At 62.2% G+C, this 19520-nt stretch carries 13 protein-coding genes and 5 pseudogenes; 9 read left to right on the forward strand and 9 right to left on the reverse strand.

The genetic code is table 11. From position 1 onward, the window contains the following. The 7 genes and pseudogenes from QSJ95_RS20450 to QSJ95_RS20475 all read left to right on the forward strand — a co-directional run. Complete coding sequence (locus tag QSJ95_RS20450; RefSeq protein WP_285644936.1) at positions 1 to 468, forward strand: YrhA family protein; 468 nt, start codon at positions 1 to 3, stop codon at positions 466 to 468. Between the two features lie 29 nt (positions 469 to 497). Then, positions 498 to 2760, forward strand: a pseudogene (locus QSJ95_RS20455) (PAAR/RHS domain-containing protein); the annotation flags it as partial. A gap of 225 nt (positions 2761 to 2985) precedes the next feature. Beyond that, positions 2986 to 3192, forward strand: a pseudogene (locus QSJ95_RS33040) (RHS repeat-associated core domain-containing protein); the annotation flags it as partial. Position 3193: 1 nt separating this feature from the next. Beyond that, positions 3194 to 3628, forward strand: coding sequence for an NTF2 fold immunity protein (locus QSJ95_RS20460; RefSeq protein WP_285644938.1), 435 nt, complete (start codon positions 3194 to 3196; stop codon positions 3626 to 3628). A gap of 304 nt (positions 3629 to 3932) precedes the next feature. Further along, positions 3933 to 4355, forward strand: a complete 423-nt coding sequence (locus tag QSJ95_RS20465; protein WP_285644940.1) for an NTF2 fold immunity protein — start codon at positions 3933 to 3935, stop codon at positions 4353 to 4355. A gap of 245 nt (positions 4356 to 4600) precedes the next feature. Further along, positions 4601 to 4999, forward strand: coding sequence for an immunity 22 family protein (locus QSJ95_RS20470; RefSeq protein ID WP_285644941.1), 399 nt, complete (start codon positions 4601 to 4603; stop codon positions 4997 to 4999). Positions 5000 to 5141: 142 nt separating this feature from the next. Further along, positions 5142 to 5858 (forward strand): annotated as a pseudogene (locus QSJ95_RS20475) (hypothetical protein); the annotation flags it as partial. Between the two features lie 71 nt (positions 5859 to 5929). Here the strand turns inward: QSJ95_RS20475 and QSJ95_RS20480 are convergent. Beyond that, positions 5930 to 6472, reverse strand: a complete 543-nt coding sequence (locus QSJ95_RS20480; RefSeq protein WP_285644942.1) for a flavin reductase family protein — start codon at positions 6470 to 6472, stop codon at positions 5930 to 5932. A gap of 101 nt (positions 6473 to 6573) precedes the next feature. Between QSJ95_RS20480 and QSJ95_RS32885 the strand changes: the two are divergent. Together QSJ95_RS32885 and QSJ95_RS20485 are read left to right on the forward strand one after the other, a co-directional pair. Beyond that, positions 6574 to 6714, forward strand: a pseudogene (locus QSJ95_RS32885) (hydrolase); the annotation flags it as partial. 68 nt (positions 6715 to 6782) lie between these two features. Next, positions 6783 to 7053: pseudogene (locus QSJ95_RS20485) on the forward strand (penicillin-binding transpeptidase domain-containing protein); the annotation flags it as partial. Between the two features lie 37 nt (positions 7054 to 7090). On the opposite strand, the gene QSJ95_RS20490 reads toward QSJ95_RS20485, so the two are convergent. From QSJ95_RS20490 to QSJ95_RS20525, 8 genes are all read right to left on the reverse strand, one after another. Then, positions 7091 to 7432: an FCD domain-containing protein gene (locus tag QSJ95_RS20490; RefSeq protein WP_276216070.1), complete on the reverse strand. Its 342-nt coding sequence runs from the start codon at positions 7430 to 7432 to the stop codon at positions 7091 to 7093. Between the two features lie 33 nt (positions 7433 to 7465). Beyond that, positions 7466 to 10522: an autotransporter family protein gene (locus QSJ95_RS20495; RefSeq protein WP_285644943.1), complete on the reverse strand. Its 3057-nt coding sequence runs from the start codon at positions 10520 to 10522 to the stop codon at positions 7466 to 7468. Positions 10523 to 10842: 320 nt separating this feature from the next. Continuing rightward, the gene (locus tag QSJ95_RS20500) at positions 10843 to 11673 is read right to left on the reverse strand and encodes an SDR family oxidoreductase (RefSeq protein ID WP_009617099.1); all 831 of its coding nucleotides are present in this window, start codon (positions 11671 to 11673) and stop codon (positions 10843 to 10845) included. An 18-nt stretch (positions 11674 to 11691) separates the two neighbouring features. After that, positions 11692 to 12963 (reverse strand): cytochrome P450, encoded by a 1272-nt coding sequence (locus tag QSJ95_RS20505; RefSeq protein WP_009617098.1) that lies wholly within the window; start codon positions 12961 to 12963, stop codon positions 11692 to 11694. Beyond that, positions 12960 to 13193 (reverse strand): acyl carrier protein, encoded by a 234-nt coding sequence (locus tag QSJ95_RS20510; RefSeq protein ID WP_009617097.1) that lies wholly within the window; start codon positions 13191 to 13193, stop codon positions 12960 to 12962. Before QSJ95_RS20510 ends, QSJ95_RS20505 begins: the two co-directional genes overlap by 4 nt. Positions 13194 to 13205: 12 nt before the next feature. Beyond that, a complete protein-coding gene (locus QSJ95_RS20515; protein ID WP_009617096.1) occupies positions 13206 to 14870 on the reverse strand; it encodes a fatty acyl-AMP ligase in 1665 nt (554 codons plus the stop codon). Between the two features lie 13 nt (positions 14871 to 14883). Beyond that, positions 14884 to 15450, reverse strand: a complete 567-nt coding sequence (locus QSJ95_RS20520) for a GNAT family N-acetyltransferase (RefSeq protein ID WP_285644948.1) — start codon at positions 15448 to 15450, stop codon at positions 14884 to 14886. A gap of 118 nt (positions 15451 to 15568) precedes the next feature. Beyond that, complete coding sequence (locus QSJ95_RS20525) at positions 15569 to 19264, reverse strand: autotransporter outer membrane beta-barrel domain-containing protein (RefSeq protein WP_285644950.1); 3696 nt, start codon at positions 19262 to 19264, stop codon at positions 15569 to 15571. Positions 19265 to 19520 lie beyond the last annotated feature (256 nt).

Raw genomic sequence — 19520 nt, forward strand, 5'->3', positions numbered from 1 at the left:
ATGAACAGAACCGTCGAACAAAAAATCATGCATTTGCGCAATCGCCTTGATGATGCGGACATGTTTCTCGGACCTCCAGCAACAAGGTTTGATATCGACACACTAAATTCAGCTGTTCTGTCTGAGTTTTCAGAAGTTCTACCTCGCCAATATTTAGATTTCCTAAAATGCTTTGATGGCCTGATTTCGAACGGAGTATTTATTTATTCTAGCCGCCAACACAAGTTTCCAGACAGCGACGAATTCAGTCATGACTTCATGGAAATAAATAGAATTTCTCGCGATGTTGACTTCATGAAAGATTTTTTGGTGTTCGGCGACAGCGACCAGGATGAATATGTTCTAGACCTTTCAGAAAATAGCTTTCAGGTACGGGACAAGCAAGCTTTTGATAACGTTTACGAAAATTTCGAATCTTTCGACGAACTCCTAGAGCACATGGTCAATCTAATTATTGAGCGCGCTTGAATTTATTTTCCTAGCAAAATTAGTTCGTCGGGGCCGGTGCGGCGTTCGGGGCCGGCCTTGGCGAACTGATCGGCAGCCTCTCGGCCTTCACCAGCGATGCCGGCCAGATCATCGAAGGCGCCGCCAACGTCTTCATCAACGGCCTGGCCGCCGCCAGAGCCCACCTGAGCACGGTCGCCTGCGAGAAGCACCCGCCGCTGATCCAGGTGGCCGAAGGCTCCAGCAACGTCTTCATCAACGGCGTCCCCGCCGCGCGCAAGGGCGACAAGCTCACCTGCGGCGCGAAGATCGACGGCGGCTCCACCGACGTCTTCATCGGCGGTGGCACCGTGCAGTACCTGCCGGTGGACGACGAAGTCCCCGGCTGGCTGCGCACGACGGTGGACATTCTCATGGCCGTGGCCGGCGCTGCCGGCGGTATCGCCCAACTGATCAAGGCCGGCACCCAGGCCGGGATGAAAGCGATCATGCCCTGCGCGCTGAAGTTCACCGCCGGCTTCGTCGCCGGCGAAGTGGCCAGCCGCTACGTCCTGGGCCCGGCGATCGAGCGCGCGGTGGGTGGCCTGTTCGGCAACCCGGTGGATGCCACCACTGGGCGCAAACTGCTCACCGAAGCGGGCGAAACCGACTTCAGCCTGCCCGGGCTGATGCCCCTGCAGTGGTCGCGCTTCTACGCCAGCGACCTGGACGTGGACAGCGTGCTCGGCCGCGGCTGGGTGCTGCCCTGGGACCAGAGCCTGCGCCAGGCCGGCGAGTTCGTCTACCTGCGCGACAACCAGGGCCGCAGCGTGCCCTTCGTCGCCCTGGAGCCGGGCGAGCGGGTGTTCGCCGCCAACGAACAGCTCTACCTGGTACGCAGCCAGGGCGGCCACTACCTGCTGCAGACCCTCGACAACCAGTTCTTCTACTTCGGCGAACTGCCCACGGACGGCAGCCCCGCCCTGCTGCAACGCATCGAAAACGCCCTGGGCCACTACCTGCACTTCAGCCGCCGCGCCGACGGCCGCCTGCAGGACATCACCGCCAGCGGCGGCCTGCGCCTGCACCTGCACTACGAGCACCCGCTGCAACGCCTCACCGAAGTCGTGCGGGTGGTCGGCGACCAGGCGGTGGAAAGCCTGGTGCACTACCGCTACGACGCGCAAGGCCAGCTCAGCGAAGTGCGCAACCGCAACGGCGACACCGCTCGCCGCTTCGCCTACCGGGACGGCCTGATGGTGAGCCACGAGAACGCCCTGGGCCTGCGCTGCGAATACCGCTGGGAAAGCCTCGGCGGGCGGCCGCGGGTGGTCGAGCACTGGACCAGCGATGGCGAGCACTACCACTTCCGCTACGACCTCGACGCCCGCGTCACCACGGTCACCGACGCCCTGCAGCGCGAGGCGCACATCCACTACAACGCCGACCACCGGGTGGTGGCCAGCCGCGACTTCGGCGGCGAGCACTACCGCATCGAGCTGGACGACGCCGGCAACATGACCGCGCTACACCTGCCCGACGGCAACCGCGTGCAGCTCGAATACGACGAATACTCGCGCCTGGTCGAGGAAACCGACGCCAACGGCAAGACCACCGAATACCTCAACGGCGAGGATGGCCTGCCGCACACCATCGTCGACGCCCTGCGCAAGCGCAAACAGGACAACCGCCTGCGCACCCGGCAGGACCAGCGCTACGACTACGATCCCTGGGGCAACATGGTTGGTGGTGCGCAAACGCGGCGCACACCTGGAACAACACTTCGAATACGACTGCGAAAACCGCCTGACCCGCGCCCGTACCTACCGCGACGGCAACCTGCTCAGCGAAGGGCGCTACCACTACGACAGCCTGGGCCGACGCACCGCCAAGGCCGTTCAGGTCGACGGCACGACGACGAGAACCGACTTCCTCTGGCAGGGGCTGCGGCTGCAACAGGAGCGCAAGGCCAACGGCGACAGCCTGTACCTCTACGAGCCCGACAGCTACGCCCCGCTGGCCCGCATCGATCGGCAAGGAGACGACGAGCGCACCTACTACTTCCACACCGACCAGATCGGCACGCCGCTGGACGTCAGCGACGAGGACGGTCAAATGGTCTGGCAGGCCACCTACAAGGCCTGGGGGGCAGTGGAAAGCTATGCGACTGAAGAGATCGAGCAGAACCTGAGGTTCCAGGGGCAGTACTTCGATGCGGAGACGGGGCTGCACTACAACACCTTCCGGTACTACGATCCAGTGGTGGGGCGGTTTGTGGGGCAGGATCCGATTGGGTTGGAGGGTGGTTTCAATCTATACGGATATGCACCAAACCCATTGAGATGGTTAGATCCATGGGGGTGGTGTGTCCAGCCAAATGTATCTAGAGGCGCCTCAGGCCAACCATTACATGCGACAGCTCGGGTGACGTTCAATGATATAGGAATTGGCTCTGCAACAAATGCTTCCTCTCGGCTATGGGCAAGATCGTTAGGAAATGCGGATGATGACGCGGGACACATCCTGGGTAAGTTATTAGGTGGGCCTGGGGGAAAAAGCAACGTATTCCCACAGCTTCCGGCGATGAATCGTGGAGAGTTCCGTTTATTTGAGAAAGAAGTAGTAAACAAAGTGAGAAATCTTGGCACAGTAGATGTGGATATAAAATTCATATATGGAAATGGCGACACCAGACCAACCGACATTATATATAAAATCTTAGACACGAATGGAAACCAAGTATTGAAAGGAATATTTGGAAACTGACATGACAGAGAAAAACACTCCTCAAGAAGCAATGACATCCTTTCTCAGGTCTATGAAAAACTGGGAATCCTACTACTCAGAAAAGCTCTTCAGCGCCGCGGAAGAGGACCGTTTCGACGATATGAAAACCATCAAGTCGGCAGCAAGAGAAGCACTTGATGAGATATTCAACACTCATTGCTTGAAAGACAAAGGTGATCGCCGCCGACTAATTTCAGTTTCAATGAAGGAGCCCACAACATATGATCCAGAAAGAGATAAGATTGAGCTAAAGTTAAAAGAAGAAAAAAAAGCCATTTTTGAATATCAGCAAACCGTAGGGCTGGAGTCAAAAATCAGATTCGAATTAAAAAAGAATAAAGAGGATATCTGGAAGATAAATACAGCAACCTTCTACGATGAGACCAATGGCAAATGGATCAGATGGATGCTGTAAATAAACACCTATTCTTGCATTGGGTGCACACCTCCAGAGGCACCATGAATCCTCGGTGCATATGGACACGTCCATCTGCCAGATCTGTGGTTGGCCATCGACGCGCAGCGGCTCGTTCTACACCAAGCTGCTCAACAGCACGACGACGAGAGCAGACTCCCTGTGGCAGGGGCTGCGGAGGAAAAGATGGGGTATTCCCCCAACTCCCAGGAATCAACAGAGGCTCATTCAGAGCATTTGAGAACGATATCGTCAGAAAGACTCGAAGATAATGAACCAAATACTTGTAAACTAGAGAACAGGCATGAACAAAATAAACGAAGCCAAAGCCCGAATCAAGGAAGTCATGGACGCCATGAAGCTTTGGGAGTCCGAGTACCACATTAAAAAAACAAAACTTATCCTGAATGGCGATGAAACGGAAAGCCTAGACAATAAAGCCAGACATAAACTTAACGAAATTCTAGAGAAGTACGTTATTCAAGAGGGGAAAAACTATGGAAGGCTCATTGATCTCGGTACAGGAGACCCTACGGCTTACGACTTCGATACAGACCAAGTAATCAGCATCGAAGAGTCGAAGAAAAAAATAACATATACCTACATCCGTTCTGCAGGACTCAAAAACCAATATCGGATAACTATGCAGGAGACCTCAGAAGGATGGAAAGTCAAGAAAAAAGAGTTACTCAATCACAAAGAAAAGTGGACTGCAGTGCCTATATAAAGTTCACTAGTTGTTAGACAAGTGGCTCGATCCAATGAAATGTCCCCATTGTTCCACCTCGATCAGCCCCTTCTCCCCCGCCATCATGGGCCCATCCAAATCCGGCGGGGCAAGGGAGTACAAACAGAGCAACAACAAGTTCAGCATCGCAGCCGATCAGCCATTTCAGCGATCAAGAGTTTTGCGGAAAATACGTAAGAAATGGAAATAAATTAACCTCCGGATTTAGTTGTTAGGAGCAGAAAATGGCAATTGAAAAAGATGGAAGAATAAGTATTTGGATTGGTAAAACTCCCAAAAACATAAGTGACTACTACAACTACTTCGACCAAGAGAAACATGGAGAAAACTGCGGACTTTGCCAAGACCTAAAAATAACATGGTATGACGAAGACAAGTTCTCACCCTTCTACTCAGAAACAGAACTCACAGCCTCCGAAATATTTAATGAAATACCTTTTATCGAGTGCTTCGAGGAGGAAATAAACAAGGATTGCAAGATATTAAAGATAGACCAAGCCAATGCTTGCTTCTGCTTACTCGACTTTGACGCAGAATTAACTCCCGGAAAAATATTTAACGATATAACATTTATCGGCGCATACAACTACGACACCCAAGCCCTCAACGAGCTAATAAATTAAGATAAGGATATCAATATAAAGTGCCCCCACTGCTCCACTTCCATCAACCCCTTTTCCCCCGCCATCATGGGCCCATCCAAACCCGGCGGGGCCAGGGAATGCAAACAGTGCAACAACAAGTTCAGCATCACAGCCGACAAGAAAGTTGCAGGGCCCGGAGGGCGCCCAGTCGTTTCTGGAGCGGCTGGCCAGGGCCGAGGCCGAACAACGCACCCAACAACGCAACCTCCTGCTCGACAGCCTGGTCCTCGACCTCGCCCAGGCCACCCGCGACCACCAGCAACAACGCGAGCGTCTCCAGCAGCTGCAGGACCTCGCCAGCGAGGTCGCGGCGCTGGCAAACGCCGAGCACGCCGAACTTCTCCAGGAAGCCGCGGCCTGCCAGGCCAGCACCGAGCCACAGCGGATATCCGCCCTGGCGGAGCAATGCAATTCCGTCCTCACACGCCACCTTCAGCAACAAGCCGCCCTCGCCCGCCGCCAGGCAGTCCTCCAGGGCCTCGCCAGCCTGGGTTACGAAGTGCGCGAAGGCATGGCCACCGCCTGGGCGGAAACCGGCAAGGTCGTCCTGCGCAAGACCGCCACCCCGGGCTACGGCGTCGAAGTCGGCGGCAAGGCCGACAACGGCCGCCTGCAGCTACGCGCCGTAGCCCTCACTGCCAATCACGACGTCCAGCGCGATCGCGACATCGAGACAATCTGGTGCAGTGAACTCCAGCGCCTGCAGGCACTGCTGAAATCCCGGGGAGAGGACTTGGAAATCGAGCGGGCGCTGGCCGTTGGCGAGGTTCCCCTGAAGGAAGTAGCCATCGAGATCGAACAGTCGGGAGCAGGCACAGCGCAGCACAGGACGGTCTGAGCGTTTTAGCTGCAGATCCGCCAGCCTCTTAAGAGCCAGGCGTTGAATGACTCACTGGCCCGAGCCATCGACTAGACGCCGGGCGGCAGCTTCGAGCGCATCGCCTTGCGCCGGTCGAGCTTCTCGCCATCCACCACGAAGGTGCCGTCGCCGACCGCGTGCAGGGTACGGCGTTCCTCGCGCTTGGAGTCAACGTAGGCGGCGATGCCGTCGAGCACCACTATGTTGTGCCGCTCGACCACGTCGACCACCCGGCACTCGATGTTCGCCAGGCACTCGCCGATCAGCGGCGCGCCGACATGCCGGGCCGGCACGGCGGTCAGCCCGAAGCGGGCGAACTTGTCGGTGTCGGCGCCGGAGCAGGTGCCTATGCCGACCACAGTGTCGAGCAGGTCCACGGCGGGAATGGCGATGACGCACTCGCGGGTCTTTTCCAGCGCGGCGTAGGAGTGGTTCCAGGGCCCGGTGGTGAAGGCGAAGCGCGGGGTGAAGTCGACCACCATGGTCCAGGACAGCGTCATGATGTTGGGCCGATCACCGTCGCAGGTGGTGATCAGCACCACCGGGCCGGGCTCCAGCAGGGTGAAGGCCTTCTCCAGCGTCAGCGCCTTCATGGCGGTGCTCCTCGTCGCAGGGTTCCACAGGAGCCTTGCACAGACTCACCAGACGGGCCAATGGATCGACTGATTAATTACCCCAAAAAAGCATTAGGGTTGCTCTCACCTACCTGCTCGAATTGCAGCGCGACTGGGCCCGGGTAGAAACCTACAACCTCACCACCGGCATCTCCAAGAGGTTCGGCGGGGCCTTCGGCGTCGGTATCCAGTACGCAGCCACGATGATGGGTGGCCGTTAATACGAGTGCTCCTGCAGTCAGCCTTGCAGGCCCCCATAGCGAGCATGAGCGAAATATCGACTCACCGATTACTCCACCTCACCGGCATCCTCATCAATTCCAGCACGTCGGCATGAGCAAGACATCGGCGACCAGGCCATCCACTACGTGATGCAGCGGATGGGCCTGGGCCAGTACACCGGCCTGGGCTTCCCCGGCGAGCGCGTCGGCAACCTGCCGGCCTACCCGCGCTGGCGGCCGGCGGAGACCGCCACGCTATCGTACGGTTACGGCCTGTCGGTAACCGCCGAACAACTGGCCAACGCCTATGCCACCTTGGCCAGTGGCGGGCGGATGATCCTCCCGTACGCTCTTGCGTCGCCTGCCAGGGCCAGCGCTAGGCTGATTGCATGACAGGCCTCCCGAAGGCATCGACATCGAAGAGATCCGCCACGCGTCGGGCTCGACGCCTCTCCACCCCGCCAGCTCGATCATCAGGCAAGTGTTCGACGCACGATGCGGACAACGTTGACGCGCAGCGCAAACCGAGTCCACTCACCAAGCCCACGGCCAATACGATCCGCGCGGTTTCCTCGTAGTGATGGCGCAGCAGCTCGCAGGCCCGCTCCACGTCCCGCTGCAAAACGGCATCGAGGATGTCGCGGTGCTCGCGCGCCACATCCCGCTCGTCTCCGGAGCTGGCGCGGGCCCAGCGCCGGTACAGGTCCGTCGACTGCAACAGGTTGTTATGCCCATCGTGTCTTCTAACTATTCAGAAGAGAACCCTGAACCCCAGATTGCCGCTGTAACCATGGGCGTCGCCGTCGAAGGCCTGCTGGTAGCCGCCGGTGGCGAAGAAGCTGGTGCGCTTGTCGGCTTGCACGTCCACCCCGAAGGTCAGTTCGCCGCTGCTGCCGCCGATGTCGGACTTGAACGGCACGTCGCCATCGGCCGAGGAGAAGCGCGTCTTCGATTCGCCCTGGAAGTCATGCAGCACGCTGGGGCGCAGCCACAGGCTGACGCGGCGGCTGGACTGGCCCGCCGGGGCCAGCCAGTCCTTGGCCAGGCGCACGCCGGCGCGGGTCACCAGCGACTCGCTGTCGTCGAAGCGCACGCTGGCGGCGCTGTCGCGGCTGTCGCTCAGGTCGAGACGGGTGTAGGTCGCCTGCAGCTGCGGCTCGACGTACAGGTCCCGGCCGACCTCGAACGGGTAGCCGCCCTCCAGCGAGGCGGTGTAGGCCTGGCCATGGCTGTCCAGGTCGTAGGTCTGCCTGGAGTTGGCGTCGATGTCCAGGTAGGTGTATTGCAGCACGCCATCCAGGTACCAGCCGCTGGCGCCGAAGTGCGTCCAGTAGCCGCCCAGGCTGTAGCCACGCAGGGTGTCGTCGCCGGCGTCGCGGCGGTCGTAGTGGTCGACATCGCCCTTGATGTTGCCGAAGGCCAGGGACAGGCCCGCCCGGTCGCTGCTGCCATCGTCCATCTGGCGCTGGAACAGGTCGAGGCCGACCTGGAAGGCGCTGATCTGGTAGTCGTACTTGGGCATCTCGCCGTACTGGCCATAGCGCTCGCGGTCCTGCTGGCCGCTGCGGTAGATCATCCGTCCCCAGCCCAGCGGGCCGTCGCCCGCCGGCCGTTGCTGAAGGGTGCCTTCCAGGCTGCGGTTCTCCTCGCCGACGCGCTCGTGCAGGCTGTCGACCATGGCCTGGGCGTAGGTCAGGCCCAGGGACGGGATGGCCGCGTACAACGAGGTTTCCGGACGATAGTCGGGCGTGGTGGGCGTGACGGGGCCGCCCGTCGGCGGCGGCGTGGCGCTGTCGTCCTCGCGTTGCGAACGCAGGAACCAGGAGTCCGGCGCGGAGTCGTCGCGCGAGCCGCGGTACAGGCTGTAGCGGTAGGGCCCGGCCTCCAGCGAGTTGCCCAGGGAAAACGCCGAGGCCTCGCTGGTGGCGCCGTTCACCGCGTTGACCAGGAGGATGCCGTTGCCCGGCGTAGCGGCGCCGAGGCCGCCGACGTTGGTGACCTGGAGGCTGGTCTGCCCGCTGGCGCTGCCACCGTCGATGACGAGCTGGTCCGTGGGCGAGGCGTCGCCGCCGAGCACGGTGTTCAGGTTGATCCGGCCGCCCTGGCCGGCGTAGCTCCCCACCGTCAGCTTGTTGCCCACGCCGGTGCCGGCGAGCTGCACCAGCCCGGCGTTGCTCAATGCGCCGCCGATGACGAAGGCGCCCGTACCCTGCCCCGGCAAGGCCGCGTCGGCCACCGCCAGGGTCCCGGCATTGCTCACCGGGCCTTGCACGTTGCCATAGCCGCCCAGGGTCGCGCCGGCCGCCACCTGCACGGCGCCCCCGCCGCTGAGGGCCGCGGACGCATGGGCCGCATCGCCCACCAGCAAGGTGCCGCTGCTGACGGTGGTGGCGCCACTGTAGGGGTTGTCGCCGGTCAACAGGGTGGTGCCGGTGCCGATCTGGTTGACCGCGCCGGTCCCCGAGATGCTGCCGTCGAAGGTCAAGGCGTCGGCGCGGTTGAATGCCAGCGTGGCGTCGTTCAGCACGTCGCCCACGATCGACCCGGAGGTGCCGCCGTCGCCCAGTTGCAGGGTACCGGCGGAAATCGTGGTGCCGCCGGCATAGCTATTGTTGCCGGTGAGGACAGTGGTGCCGGCGCCCACCTGCTCCAGCGTCCCCGTGCCGGAAATGTCGCCGGCGAGCGTCAGGCTGTCCGAGCGGTTGACCACCAGCCGGGCGTCGTCCTGCACGTTGCCGACGATGGAGCCCGAGGTGCCGCCGTCGCCCAGCTGCAGGGTGCCGGCGGAAATCGTGGTGCCGCCGGCATAGCTGTTGTTGCCGGTGAGGACAGTGGTGCCGGCGCCCACCTGCTCCAGCGTCCCCGTGCCGGAAATGTCGCCGGCGAGCGTCAGGCTGTCCGAGCGATTGACCACCAGCCGGGCGTCGTCCTGCACGTTGCCGACGATGGAGCCCGAGGTGCCGCCGTCGCCCAGTTGCAGGGTGCCGGCGGAAATCGTTGTGCCGCCGGTATAGGTGTTGTCGCCGGTGAGCACGAGGGTGCCCGTGCCGGCCTTGACCAGGCTTCCTCCGGTCCTGTTGGTGGGCTGCTGGCCGAGGTATTGGCGGTAGGCGTTGATGGCCGCCGAGGTGCCGTCCTGGATGACGCCTGAAATGACGTCGTCGCGGTTCAGCGCCCCCAGCGTCAGCGCCGAATTGGACAGGTAGACCGAGCCCGCGCCGCTCAGCGAGCCAATGGACAGCGCCATGCCGCTGGCCAGGTTCACCACGCCGCCGGCGTTGTTGACCAGGGTTGCGCCAGCGGCGCTGGACGAGCCGCTGAACGAAGTCACGCCGCCGGCGTTGTTGGTGATGGTTGCCGAACCGGCGCTCGACGTCTGGGTGAAGGAGGTCAGGCCGCGGTCGTCGTTGACGATGGTCGCGCTGCCGGCGCTGGAGGCGCCGGCGAAGTTGATCTGGCCCTCGCCCTCGACCGACAGGTTGGCGTTGCCTGCCGTCGAATTCTCGACGAACTGCACCAGCGAACCGCTGAACAGATCGCCCGGGGCATTGCCGACGACGGTGATGGTGGCGTTCGCCGCCGTGGACGAGCCGGCGAAATGCATGGCGTTGTAGGGGTTGCCCGGCGCGGCCGGCGTTGTCCCCTCGAGACTGTAGCTACCGCTGCCGGCCGAGGCCGTGCCATTGAGGTTCAGGCCGGCGCGGCCGGTCAGCTCCAGCGAGCCGGCGTCGATGGTGATGTCGGTGGCGGTGGCGAGCTGCGAACCGGGAATACCGAAGATATGCGCGTCGTCCGCGGCGCCCGGCACCACGCCGAGGTCCCAGTTGCCGGGGGTATTCCAGTTTCCCCCGTCATTGGCGCCCCCGGTCCAGGTGATGGTCTGCGCGGAGAGGGTTCCTGAGAATACCGCCAGAAAACACGGTAACAACATCCTCGTTGTATGCACTGTCCCGTCCTCGTGTGTCGATTTCGATACACCCATGGTAGACGCTTATTCCTGGATAAGAGGTCTGAAGAGTCGGCTATCGCGTCGAAATACGTACCTGGGGCGCCAGGAAATACCGCAGAACGAGCTCCAGCGAGCGCGGCGGAGCTTGGTCGGTAGAATTGTCCGAACGGACAGCAGCGCTATGCCTCCCGGTCGGTGGAGCGTGCGCTGTCTTTCTGCGCCTCCAGCTCCGCCAGGCGGCTGTCCAAGGCCCGCCGGATGTTCTTGTAGGCATCACTACCGAGGATCAGTCGGCGCGGCGGCCGCTCCGAGTCGGCGCAGGCGATTATCGCCGCGGCCATCTTCGCGGCGCATCCAGGGCTGGAGAACTTGCCCATGGCGAGTAGGCGCCGGTAGTTGCCTACCGTGCTGCGCTGGTAGTCCGCGATGATCCGGCGCGGGGTCACGGCATGCTCGTCGAATCGGGTAGGCACTCTGCCAGGCACCACCAGAGTGACGTCGATGCCGAGGCACTCCACTTCCTGGCGCAGCCCTTCGCAGAACCCTTCGATGCCCCATTTGCTCGCCTGGTACAGGGCCAGCGCGGGAAAGCTCATTTCTCCCGACTCACTGGAGAGCTGGAAGATGCGCCCCCGCCCCTGGGCTCGCAGGAACGGCAGGCACGCCTGGATCAGCAGGATCGAACCCAGCAGGTTGGTGCGTAATTGATGTTCGATCTGCTCCAACTCCAGCTCTTCGACAGCGCCAAACAAGCCGTACCCGGCACTGCTCAGCAACACGTCGACATTTCCGACGGACTCGAAGGCCTCCGCCACTATCCGGGGGATGACCTCGGTATCGGTGATTTCCAGGTAATAGGTGCACAGCCGCTCGCCATGGCGCTGTCGCAACGGCTCCAGACGATCCAGGCGGCGCGCGCAGGCTAGCACCCGGTCACCGCGCTCAAGCAACAGGCGAGTCGTCTCGTAGCCCAGGCCGCTACTGGCGCCGCTGATCATCCAGGTCTTCATGACGGTTTCTCCCTTTTCTCAACCCCGCAGGGTGACGCGTACAGGCTGGCCACCTTCACGTAGCATCAGGGACTTCCAGTAGAAGCGCGGCTCCTCTTCCGAGGTGAGCTCGAAGGATGCGTCGCGCAGAAACACCGCGATGAACGTGGCCAGCTCGACCAGGGCGAATTTCTTCCCACCGCAGACACGCGGGCCGAAGATGAAGGCCACGTTCGCGCCGGCACTGGCAGTGTTGCGATAGCCATCCAGATGAGGCGTCCATGGCTCGGGGTGTAGGCGGGCATCGTGCTGGATGCCGAGAATCGACACCGAGACGTTGCCACCCGGCTCGACCCGATGTTCGCCGACATGATCCGCCTCGATGGCCAGGCGCGTGACGATCGGAGTCGGTGGATACAGGCGCAGCGTTTCGGACACGAAGGCTTCGAGCAGGTCGACCTGCGCCAGTTGCTTCCAGTCCTGTTGTGGTGCCTCCCAGAACGGCACCAGGGTGTCGCGCAGGCGCCGCTGGATATCCGGATAGCGCGCCAGCAGGTAGCAGGCCCAGCCGACTCCCGCCGCGGTGGTTTCGGCGCCGGCGGCGAAGAAGGTCAGCAACTCGTGCTCCAGCAGTATGTCGTTACCGGTGTCACGATCGGCGGCAAGCATGCCCTCCAGCATCGGATTGTCGGGCAGGCGTGCTTCGCGGAACAGACGGAAGTCATCGAAAATCTTGCGCCGCAGTTCCGGCAGCAAGCCCAGGCGCTTGTGCTTCAGCACGTCGTTGCCGACGCTGGGTGCGAAGGCATATTCCGAGCCGAACTCCATCAGGGTTGCCAGGTGGTCGATATCCACCTGGGTGTCGCGAAGGGGTACACCGAAGAAGTTCTCGATCAGTACCGATACCGTCATGCGCCGCAGCAGCCGCTCGTCCAACACCGCCTCTCCGGCCGCGCTGCGCAGTGCCAACTCGCGGACGGTGTGCCCGGCGTGCTCGCAAGCCAGAGTGAAGGTACGCTCGCGATCGAACTTGGCCAGGTAGTGCTGGGTGAGATCGCGACGGATCTCCCAGGCCCAGCCGTCTTCGGAGAACCGCGAGGGACCAAGCATGTGGCGGAACCAGTGCATGTTCTTGCGATAGTTACCGGCATTGAGCCTCAGCACATGATCGGCATCCTCCAGACGCTGCACGAGCAGGACCGGGGCGCCGTTGATGTCGACCTCGAGGTTTTCGCCGTTGTGCTCGCGAGCCAGACGTTGCAGCCAGTTCGCCGCCTCGGCGTAGACGCCGTCGAAATGCGGCACGTTCATCGTGCGCCCCGCTCCAGGATGCCGGCCAGATCTCGGACCGTGCGCATTTCCAACAGGTCCATGGGGTCCACCTCGGCCTGGATGAAGTCTTCTATCTCGACGACGATGAGCGCGAAGTTGAGGCTGTCTATTTCATGTGCGGCATTGATGGTAGCGTCGTCGTCGATCTTCTCGATCGGTACGAACAGGCAGCCGGAAAGAATCTTTTTTGCTTCGTACAAGTAGTCCATGCCTTCCTCTCGCTACGTTGCGCGATAGTCACCACGCAGATAGAAATCCTTGGCCCGGCTGCGCGACAACTTGCCGGAAGTGGTCATCGGCAGGCTGCGCGGCGGCAGGAAGACCAGTTGCGCGCTGACGCCGAAATGCTGGCTGAGCACCGTGGCCAGGCGTGTCCGTAGCCCCTCGCGGTGCTCGGCGTCGCCATGCAGGCGCGACTGCACTAACACGACCAACTCCTCGTCCTCCCCCGCCTCCACCGCGAAAGCCGCCACGTCACCCTGGCCGAGCGGCTCGACACGCTCCAGGGCCCACTCGATGTCCTGTGGCCAAAGATTGCGCCCACGCAGCAGGATCAATTCCTTGGCGCGCCCGGTCACCACTACCTGGCCGTCCTCCATGTATCCCAAATCGCCGCTGTCGAAGAATCCTTCGGCGTCGAACATCGAGTCATCCAAACGGGCATCACGCAGGTATCCACTCATCAGGCCAGGACCGCGCACCCACAGGTGGCCGGCCTGGCCGGCTGGCAGCGGCCGGCCGGAAGCGTCGAGCACACGCACTTCGGTACCGGGCAGTACGGGTCCACAGGCCACGAAGTCCCGGGACCGCCCGTCTGCGCCTGGGCCCCGACTGAGCTGCGGCCCCTGGCCGGAACGGCCGATGGCCACAGCCAGGGTGGCTTCGGCCATGCCATAGCTGGGGGACCAAGCTTCGGCACGGAAGCCACAGGGTGCCAGAGCCTCGGTGAACTCCGCGAGGACAGACGGGCGGATCATATCTCCACCGATGCCGGCCACGCGCAGCGCCGATAGGTCCAGGTCGTCGATGTCCTTCAGGCGTTGCACTGCCAGGCGGTAACCGAAACCCGGCGCATAGGTGATGGTGCTGCGATTGGCGGACATCAGCTGCAGCCAGAGGCTCGGCCGCTTGGCGAAGGTGGTCGGGGCGAGGTAATCGACGCTGCATTGGGCGCACAGCGCCGCTATGGAAAAGCCCACCAAGCCCATGTCGTGATAGAACGGCAACCAGGAGCAGGCCCGGTCGCCGGCGCGCATGGCCATGCCGTGGCGAAGAATGGCATCGACGTTGGAGCACACCGCACGTTGCGAGATCAACACTCCCTTGGGTTGCGACGTGGAGCCGGAGGAATACTGCACATAGGCCATGTCTCCAGGCCCCAGCGGCTCCGGCTGCGGATGCGCCGGCAAGGCGTGCAGTTCGGCATGGGTAAGAACGCGGGTGCCGCTGCACAGCGCGGCGGCCTCCAGGCATTCGCGCACACTCTGCGGGGAGATTGCCAGGGGCGCGCGCGAAGCACCGAGCATGCCGGCCAGTTGGTCAATATAGGCGTCTTTGCCGCCAGGGTGGACGCTGAATGGCAATGGGCAAGGCACCAGCCCGGCGTACTGGCAGGCATAGAACAGGGAAAGGAACTCCACGCTGCTGTCAGCCACCAGCGCCAGGTAGGCGCCGCGCGGCAGGCCGAGGCCATGCAGATGCGAGGCGGCGTGCCGGGCCTTCTGGCTTAGTTCGGAATAGGCGAGACACTGATCGAGTTGGCCCAGGCTCGAGTAGAAGTTGATGCCGGTCTCGCCGCCAGCGGCGTAGTCGAGCGCCTCGGCAAGACAAGCGAAGCCGCCCAGCCGCGGCGCGAGCCGGGTGTTCCGGGTGGGCGTCGGGGTCATTGGCAGCACCGTCTCAAGGTGTCTTGTGCGAAGCGAAGACCAGCACGTCCAGGCGCTTGCCATCGGTGGACAGGCATTCGCGGCTGAGCTTGGCCTCGAACTTGAAACGCGTGTCGCCGCGGAAGTTGAAAAGCATGCGAGTGTTGCGAGCAAGGATGCGCGCGGTCATTTTCTCGACATCGCGGAAGGCATAGAAGTGGTCGAGTAGCGCATCGATGGTCGCCCAGAGCACGCCCTTGCCCTGGTAGTCCTTCTCGCCGACTCCGGTGGTGACATTGCCGACCTTGTGCACGGGGTTGACGTCAATGGTGTAGAAGCCGAGCAGTAGCGCGTTCGAACGGTCGAAGATACCGATGAAATAGTTGCGCAGGTTGTCGAAGCCGGCGACGAACTCCCTGAGTTGCTCGAGGCTGAAATTCAGTGTCGGCAGGTTCAGGCCGGCGAGCATCTCCTGGTCGTTCAACCACTCCACGAAGCGCGGGGTCACATCCGCCGGGGTCAGGCTGCGCAGGATGTACCCGTTGGTCTCGATGTGGACAGGCGCGCCCCGTTGCGCGAAAGGGCGAACAGCTTCTACCACGAATTCCTCCTTGTGCTCGCTGTGGCAGCCGGATGCGGGCGATCCGGCCGTGGTTTCCCTCAAGCGTAGCCGCTGTGCTCGACGCTGCCGGGATTTTTCCCGGCAGCACCAGCAGGTGTCAGAAATCGATCTGGATGCCCACGTTGAACACCGAGCCCCGGCTGTCGCCACCAAAGGACTGGCGATAGCGGGCATCGCCGAACAAGGTGGAGTTCTCGCCCACCGACAACCGCCCACCGACACCCACTTCGCCGAAGGTGCGGTCGTAATCCTCGCGCAGCTTGGTTCCCTCGAAGTCAACTTTCTCCGGCTTGATGAAATCGTGCAGGAGGTTGGCCACCGCATAGACCTGGCCGGGGCGCTCGGCATCGGAGCGGTCGTCAAACACGCGCACCCCCAGACGCCCACGCAGGCTGTCGGCGCCGTAGCTATCGATCTTGCCGACGTCGTCATGGAAGCTGTCGTACCAGGTGTGCTGGTAGCTCAGCTGCGCCTGCGGCTCGACTTTCCAGGTCCGCGCGAAACTCAGCACGGGCTTGCCGACTTCCGCCGACAGGCCGAGGCGCCAGGCCTTCTGGGTGCCATGGTCGTCGTAGATGTCGTCGTAGCCGTTGCGGATGTGCGAGAGCATGCCGACGGTGTCCAGGTAGCTGCCATCCGCCTGGGCCAGGGTGTAGTAACCGCCGGCGCTGAGGGTATTGGAATCCATGCTGCCTGTGTGCTTGCGGCCGTAACCCTCCTGAGGCCGCGCCTGGTCGCCGAAATCAGTATCGCCCTTGGCGTAGTCGATGACCACCCCGGCACGCTGGGTATTGCCCTGGCCATCGGCGGTGACCCAAAGGTCGTGGCCGAACTGCAGGGCGACGACGTGCTGGTCGTAGTTGAAGCGGTCGCCTTCGGCACGCTGGTTGTCGTTGTACAGGCGTTGCCAGCCGAGCAGTTCACCGTCCTTTAGATCGTAGGTGCCGCCGATGCGCTGGTGCAGGCTGGAAAGCAACGTCATCCCCTGCTCCATGTTGGCGGTCTGGGCGGCGACGACATTGGCCACCCCCGGGCGGTAATCCGGCTCGGGACTTGAATCGGGTCCGGGACAGGGGCCCGGTTCAGGGCTTGGACAGGGGGCCGGCAACTCGCCGGAGGAACTCAGGTACCAGTGACCGTTGTCGGGATCGCTCGGCGTGCCCTGGAACAGCCGGTACTCGTAGGCACCCGCCTGGACCGGCGCGCCCAGGGTGAATTTCCCTGCCGAGGCACCATCGACCTGCACCACCTGGATGCCTTCGACGGTCTGGCCGCCGTCACCGCCGGCATTGCGCACCACCAGGGCGGTGGTACCTGCGGTGTCGCCGTTCACCACCAGCTTGTCGGTGGGGGAATCGTCGCCGCCCAGCTGGGTATTGAGCACCACGGTGCCGCCATTGCCGGTATAGGTATGCGCGCCGGTGACGGTGAGCGTGGTGGGACGGAACCCGCCCTCGCCGAAGGGGTTGTTCAGGACTACCAGGCCGGCGTTATTGAGGGTATCGACGCTTTGGTCGAAGCCGTTCAGGGCCAGGGTGCCGCCACTTTGCACCGTGTAGACGGAGTTCGGGCTGAAGGCGTTCGTCGCGGCCGCGGCCAGGGTGGCGCCATTGCCGACCAGGGTCGGCCCCTGCCATGTGTTGGCGCCGCCGAGGGTTTGCGTGCCGCCCGTGAGATTCAGGCCTCCGGCCCCGGAAATGACGCCGGTGAACAGGCCACTTCCGGCACCGTTGCTGTCCGCCGCGGTGATGTCCAGGTCGTTGCCGCCGAGCACCACGCTGCCGCTGCCGGCGAGGGTGGTGATCGATGCCGCACCGCTGTGCCCGCTGACATCGAAGGTGCCGTTGGCTATCACTCCTGCAGACTCGGCGATGTCGGCTCCGCCCTGGAGGGCCAAGGTGCCTTCGCTGACGGTGGTGATGCCGGTGTAGCTGTTGTCCGCGGTTAGAGCCAGGGTGCCACTACCCACCTTCAACAGGTTGCCGGCGCCGCTGATGGCTCCGGACTGGGTGGCACTGTCGCTGCCGTCGACGCGCAAACTGAGCTTGGCGTTCTGGGCCAGTTGCATGGCGTTGCCGACGTCCAGGGCATTGCCATAGCCCAGGGTGCCGCCACCGGGGATGTCCTGCCGATAGCCGCTGCGGATGACCGAGCTGCCCAGAGCCTGGGCATCGTCGATCCAGAAGGTGCCGCCGTAGATATCGGTGAAACCGTGGAAGCCGGGTTGTGCGACATCCAGGTGCGTGGTGCCGGCGTAACTGGCCAGGGTCAGGCTGCCACTACCCTGTTGGCTGGCATCCAGCGTGGGTACCAGCGCACTGAAAAGCACATCTTGGCTATGGTTGAAGTTGATTACCGCATTGCCCGGGCCTAGCACGATGCTATCCGCCACCAGGGAGCCCGAGGTGGCACCGCCGACCTGCTGCTCCGGGTCACTGCCGAAGTTGATGATCCCGGTCGCGCCCGCCTGTGAGGCCAGGTACAGTTTGCCCCGCTGGGTGTCGATGGGGGTCTTGCCGGACTGCAGCAGGTCATACCCGTCATCATTCCGGACGAGATTGGTGGCCAGGGCGCCGATGAATACCTCACCACCATTGCGTAAGGTCAGCACACCGGTACCGGAATCACCGAGATGGAGATTGCCGATCCCCGTGTCTTCGATGGAGGTCTGGGACAGGAACCCACCCACGAGCCACCTGGCCCCCTGGCCGTCCACGGTAACTTTGCCGGTTCCGCCATCTACGCCAATCCGCGGCTCGAAAGCGGATACATTGCCGGGGTTGTAGCCGCCGATCTCCGAAGAGACCTTGCCGCCCGCCAGGATGTTGATCGTGCCCAGGCTGCCACTGCCCCGACCGACGATTACACCTGTCCCGAAGTTGACCCTGTTGGCACTCGTGCCACTGCCCGCATTCACCGTGAGGCTCCCCGTGCCCCCGGCATCCCCGATAATGGCGCCAATCTGCGTGGGCTCGTAGGGCCACTTCTCGGCGGTCACCTTGCCACCGGACAGCACGTTCAACTCGCCAATGCTCCCTGTGCCACTGCCGAGGATTAGCGGCATGCGAACAGTGCCCAAGGAGCCCCCATCGACGTTGACGATACCGTGCCCCTGCGAGCGCCCGATATATATAGGAAGGCTGTTGTCCCACTGAGTGTGGTTTAGAACCAGTGCATCGGTAAAATAGCGGCTGCTGCCCTTGCCACTCCCCAGCACGTTGAAAGTTCCAGTGCTGCCGCTACCGGAACCGATGCTCAGGCCAGAGCCGATGGACAACTGAGAGAACTGCAGCGTCGTGTCCCGCACGCTGAGGATGCCGTTGCCGCCCCCTCCCCCCAGGTTCAATGTACCTAACGAGAAGTAACTGCTGGCACTGCTGTTCTGGACGACGAGCTCACCTTGTCTACCACCGGAGGTACCGATATTCAGCGACAGCAAATCGTAGTTGCTGGCATCGTTGAGCCTGGCGGCGGGCAAGGTATTGATGTTGACCTCGTCAACGGGAGAGGAAGGTGACACTTGCGGCGGCGTATTGTTTGCCCAGTTGCCCGGATCGGAGAACACACCGTTGCCGCTTGCGCCGGTCCACTCGACCACGGCGGCATTCAGCGCTGGCGAAACTCCCGTCAGCACACCACCGATGCACAATGCCAGCATGCTGGGCGTGAATCGTACTCGCTGCTGCGTTTGCCGCGCGCCGGCGCCGGGCTTGCTCCTGGCCCGAACCAACTCCGACACCACAACCCACGACTGCGACGCTGCGCGCCACACCACTCGGTAAACCCTGTTCATCCCTATCTCTCCAGGTTTCCCCCACCCGCTCGAAGACGGGTACGACCTGGGGCGGTCCGTTAAGACAAGGCTCCTCTCGTCGAATACAACCTGCGGTGGTTACGGTGAAACTCAACGCATCAACGGAACTGCGGAACGCAAACGAACGATAGTTTCCTATCCAATTCTCGGCAATTTTGGATAAGGCATCTTCTGACAAATGGTCAACAATGGGACAACAGCCCAACGCATTCACCTTGGGCTACCAACTACGCTG

This window comes from Pseudomonas sp. NBRC 100443, from assembly GCF_030268185.1.
GTDB lineage: Bacteria > Pseudomonadota > Gammaproteobacteria > Pseudomonadales > Pseudomonadaceae > Pseudomonas > Pseudomonas citronellolis.

Coding starts and splice junctions, on each gene's coding strand:
- QSJ95_RS20450 (WP_285644936.1), top strand. CDS start 1: ATGAACAGAACCGTCGAACAAAAAATCATGCATTTGCGCAATCGCCTT.
- QSJ95_RS20460 (WP_285644938.1), top strand. CDS start 3,194: ATGACAGAGAAAAACACTCCTCAAGAAGCAATGACATCCTTTCTCAGG.
- QSJ95_RS20465 (WP_285644940.1), top strand. CDS start 3,933: ATGAACAAAATAAACGAAGCCAAAGCCCGAATCAAGGAAGTCATGGAC.
- QSJ95_RS20470 (WP_285644941.1), top strand. CDS start 4,601: ATGGCAATTGAAAAAGATGGAAGAATAAGTATTTGGATTGGTAAAACT.
- QSJ95_RS20480 (WP_285644942.1), bottom strand. CDS start 6,472: ATGAAGGCGCTGACGCTGGAGAAGGCCTTCACCCTGCTGGAGCCCGGC.
- QSJ95_RS20500 (WP_009617099.1), bottom strand. CDS start 11,673: ATGAAGACCTGGATGATCAGCGGCGCCAGTAGCGGCCTGGGCTACGAG.
- QSJ95_RS20505 (WP_009617098.1), bottom strand. CDS start 12,963: ATGAACGTGCCGCATTTCGACGGCGTCTACGCCGAGGCGGCGAACTGG.
- QSJ95_RS20510 (WP_009617097.1), bottom strand. CDS start 13,193: ATGGACTACTTGTACGAAGCAAAAAAGATTCTTTCCGGCTGCCTGTTC.
- QSJ95_RS20515 (WP_009617096.1), bottom strand. CDS start 14,870: ATGACCCCGACGCCCACCCGGAACACCCGGCTCGCGCCGCGGCTGGGC.
- QSJ95_RS20525 (WP_285644950.1), bottom strand. CDS start 19,264: ATGAACAGGGTTTACCGAGTGGTGTGGCGCGCAGCGTCGCAGTCGTGG.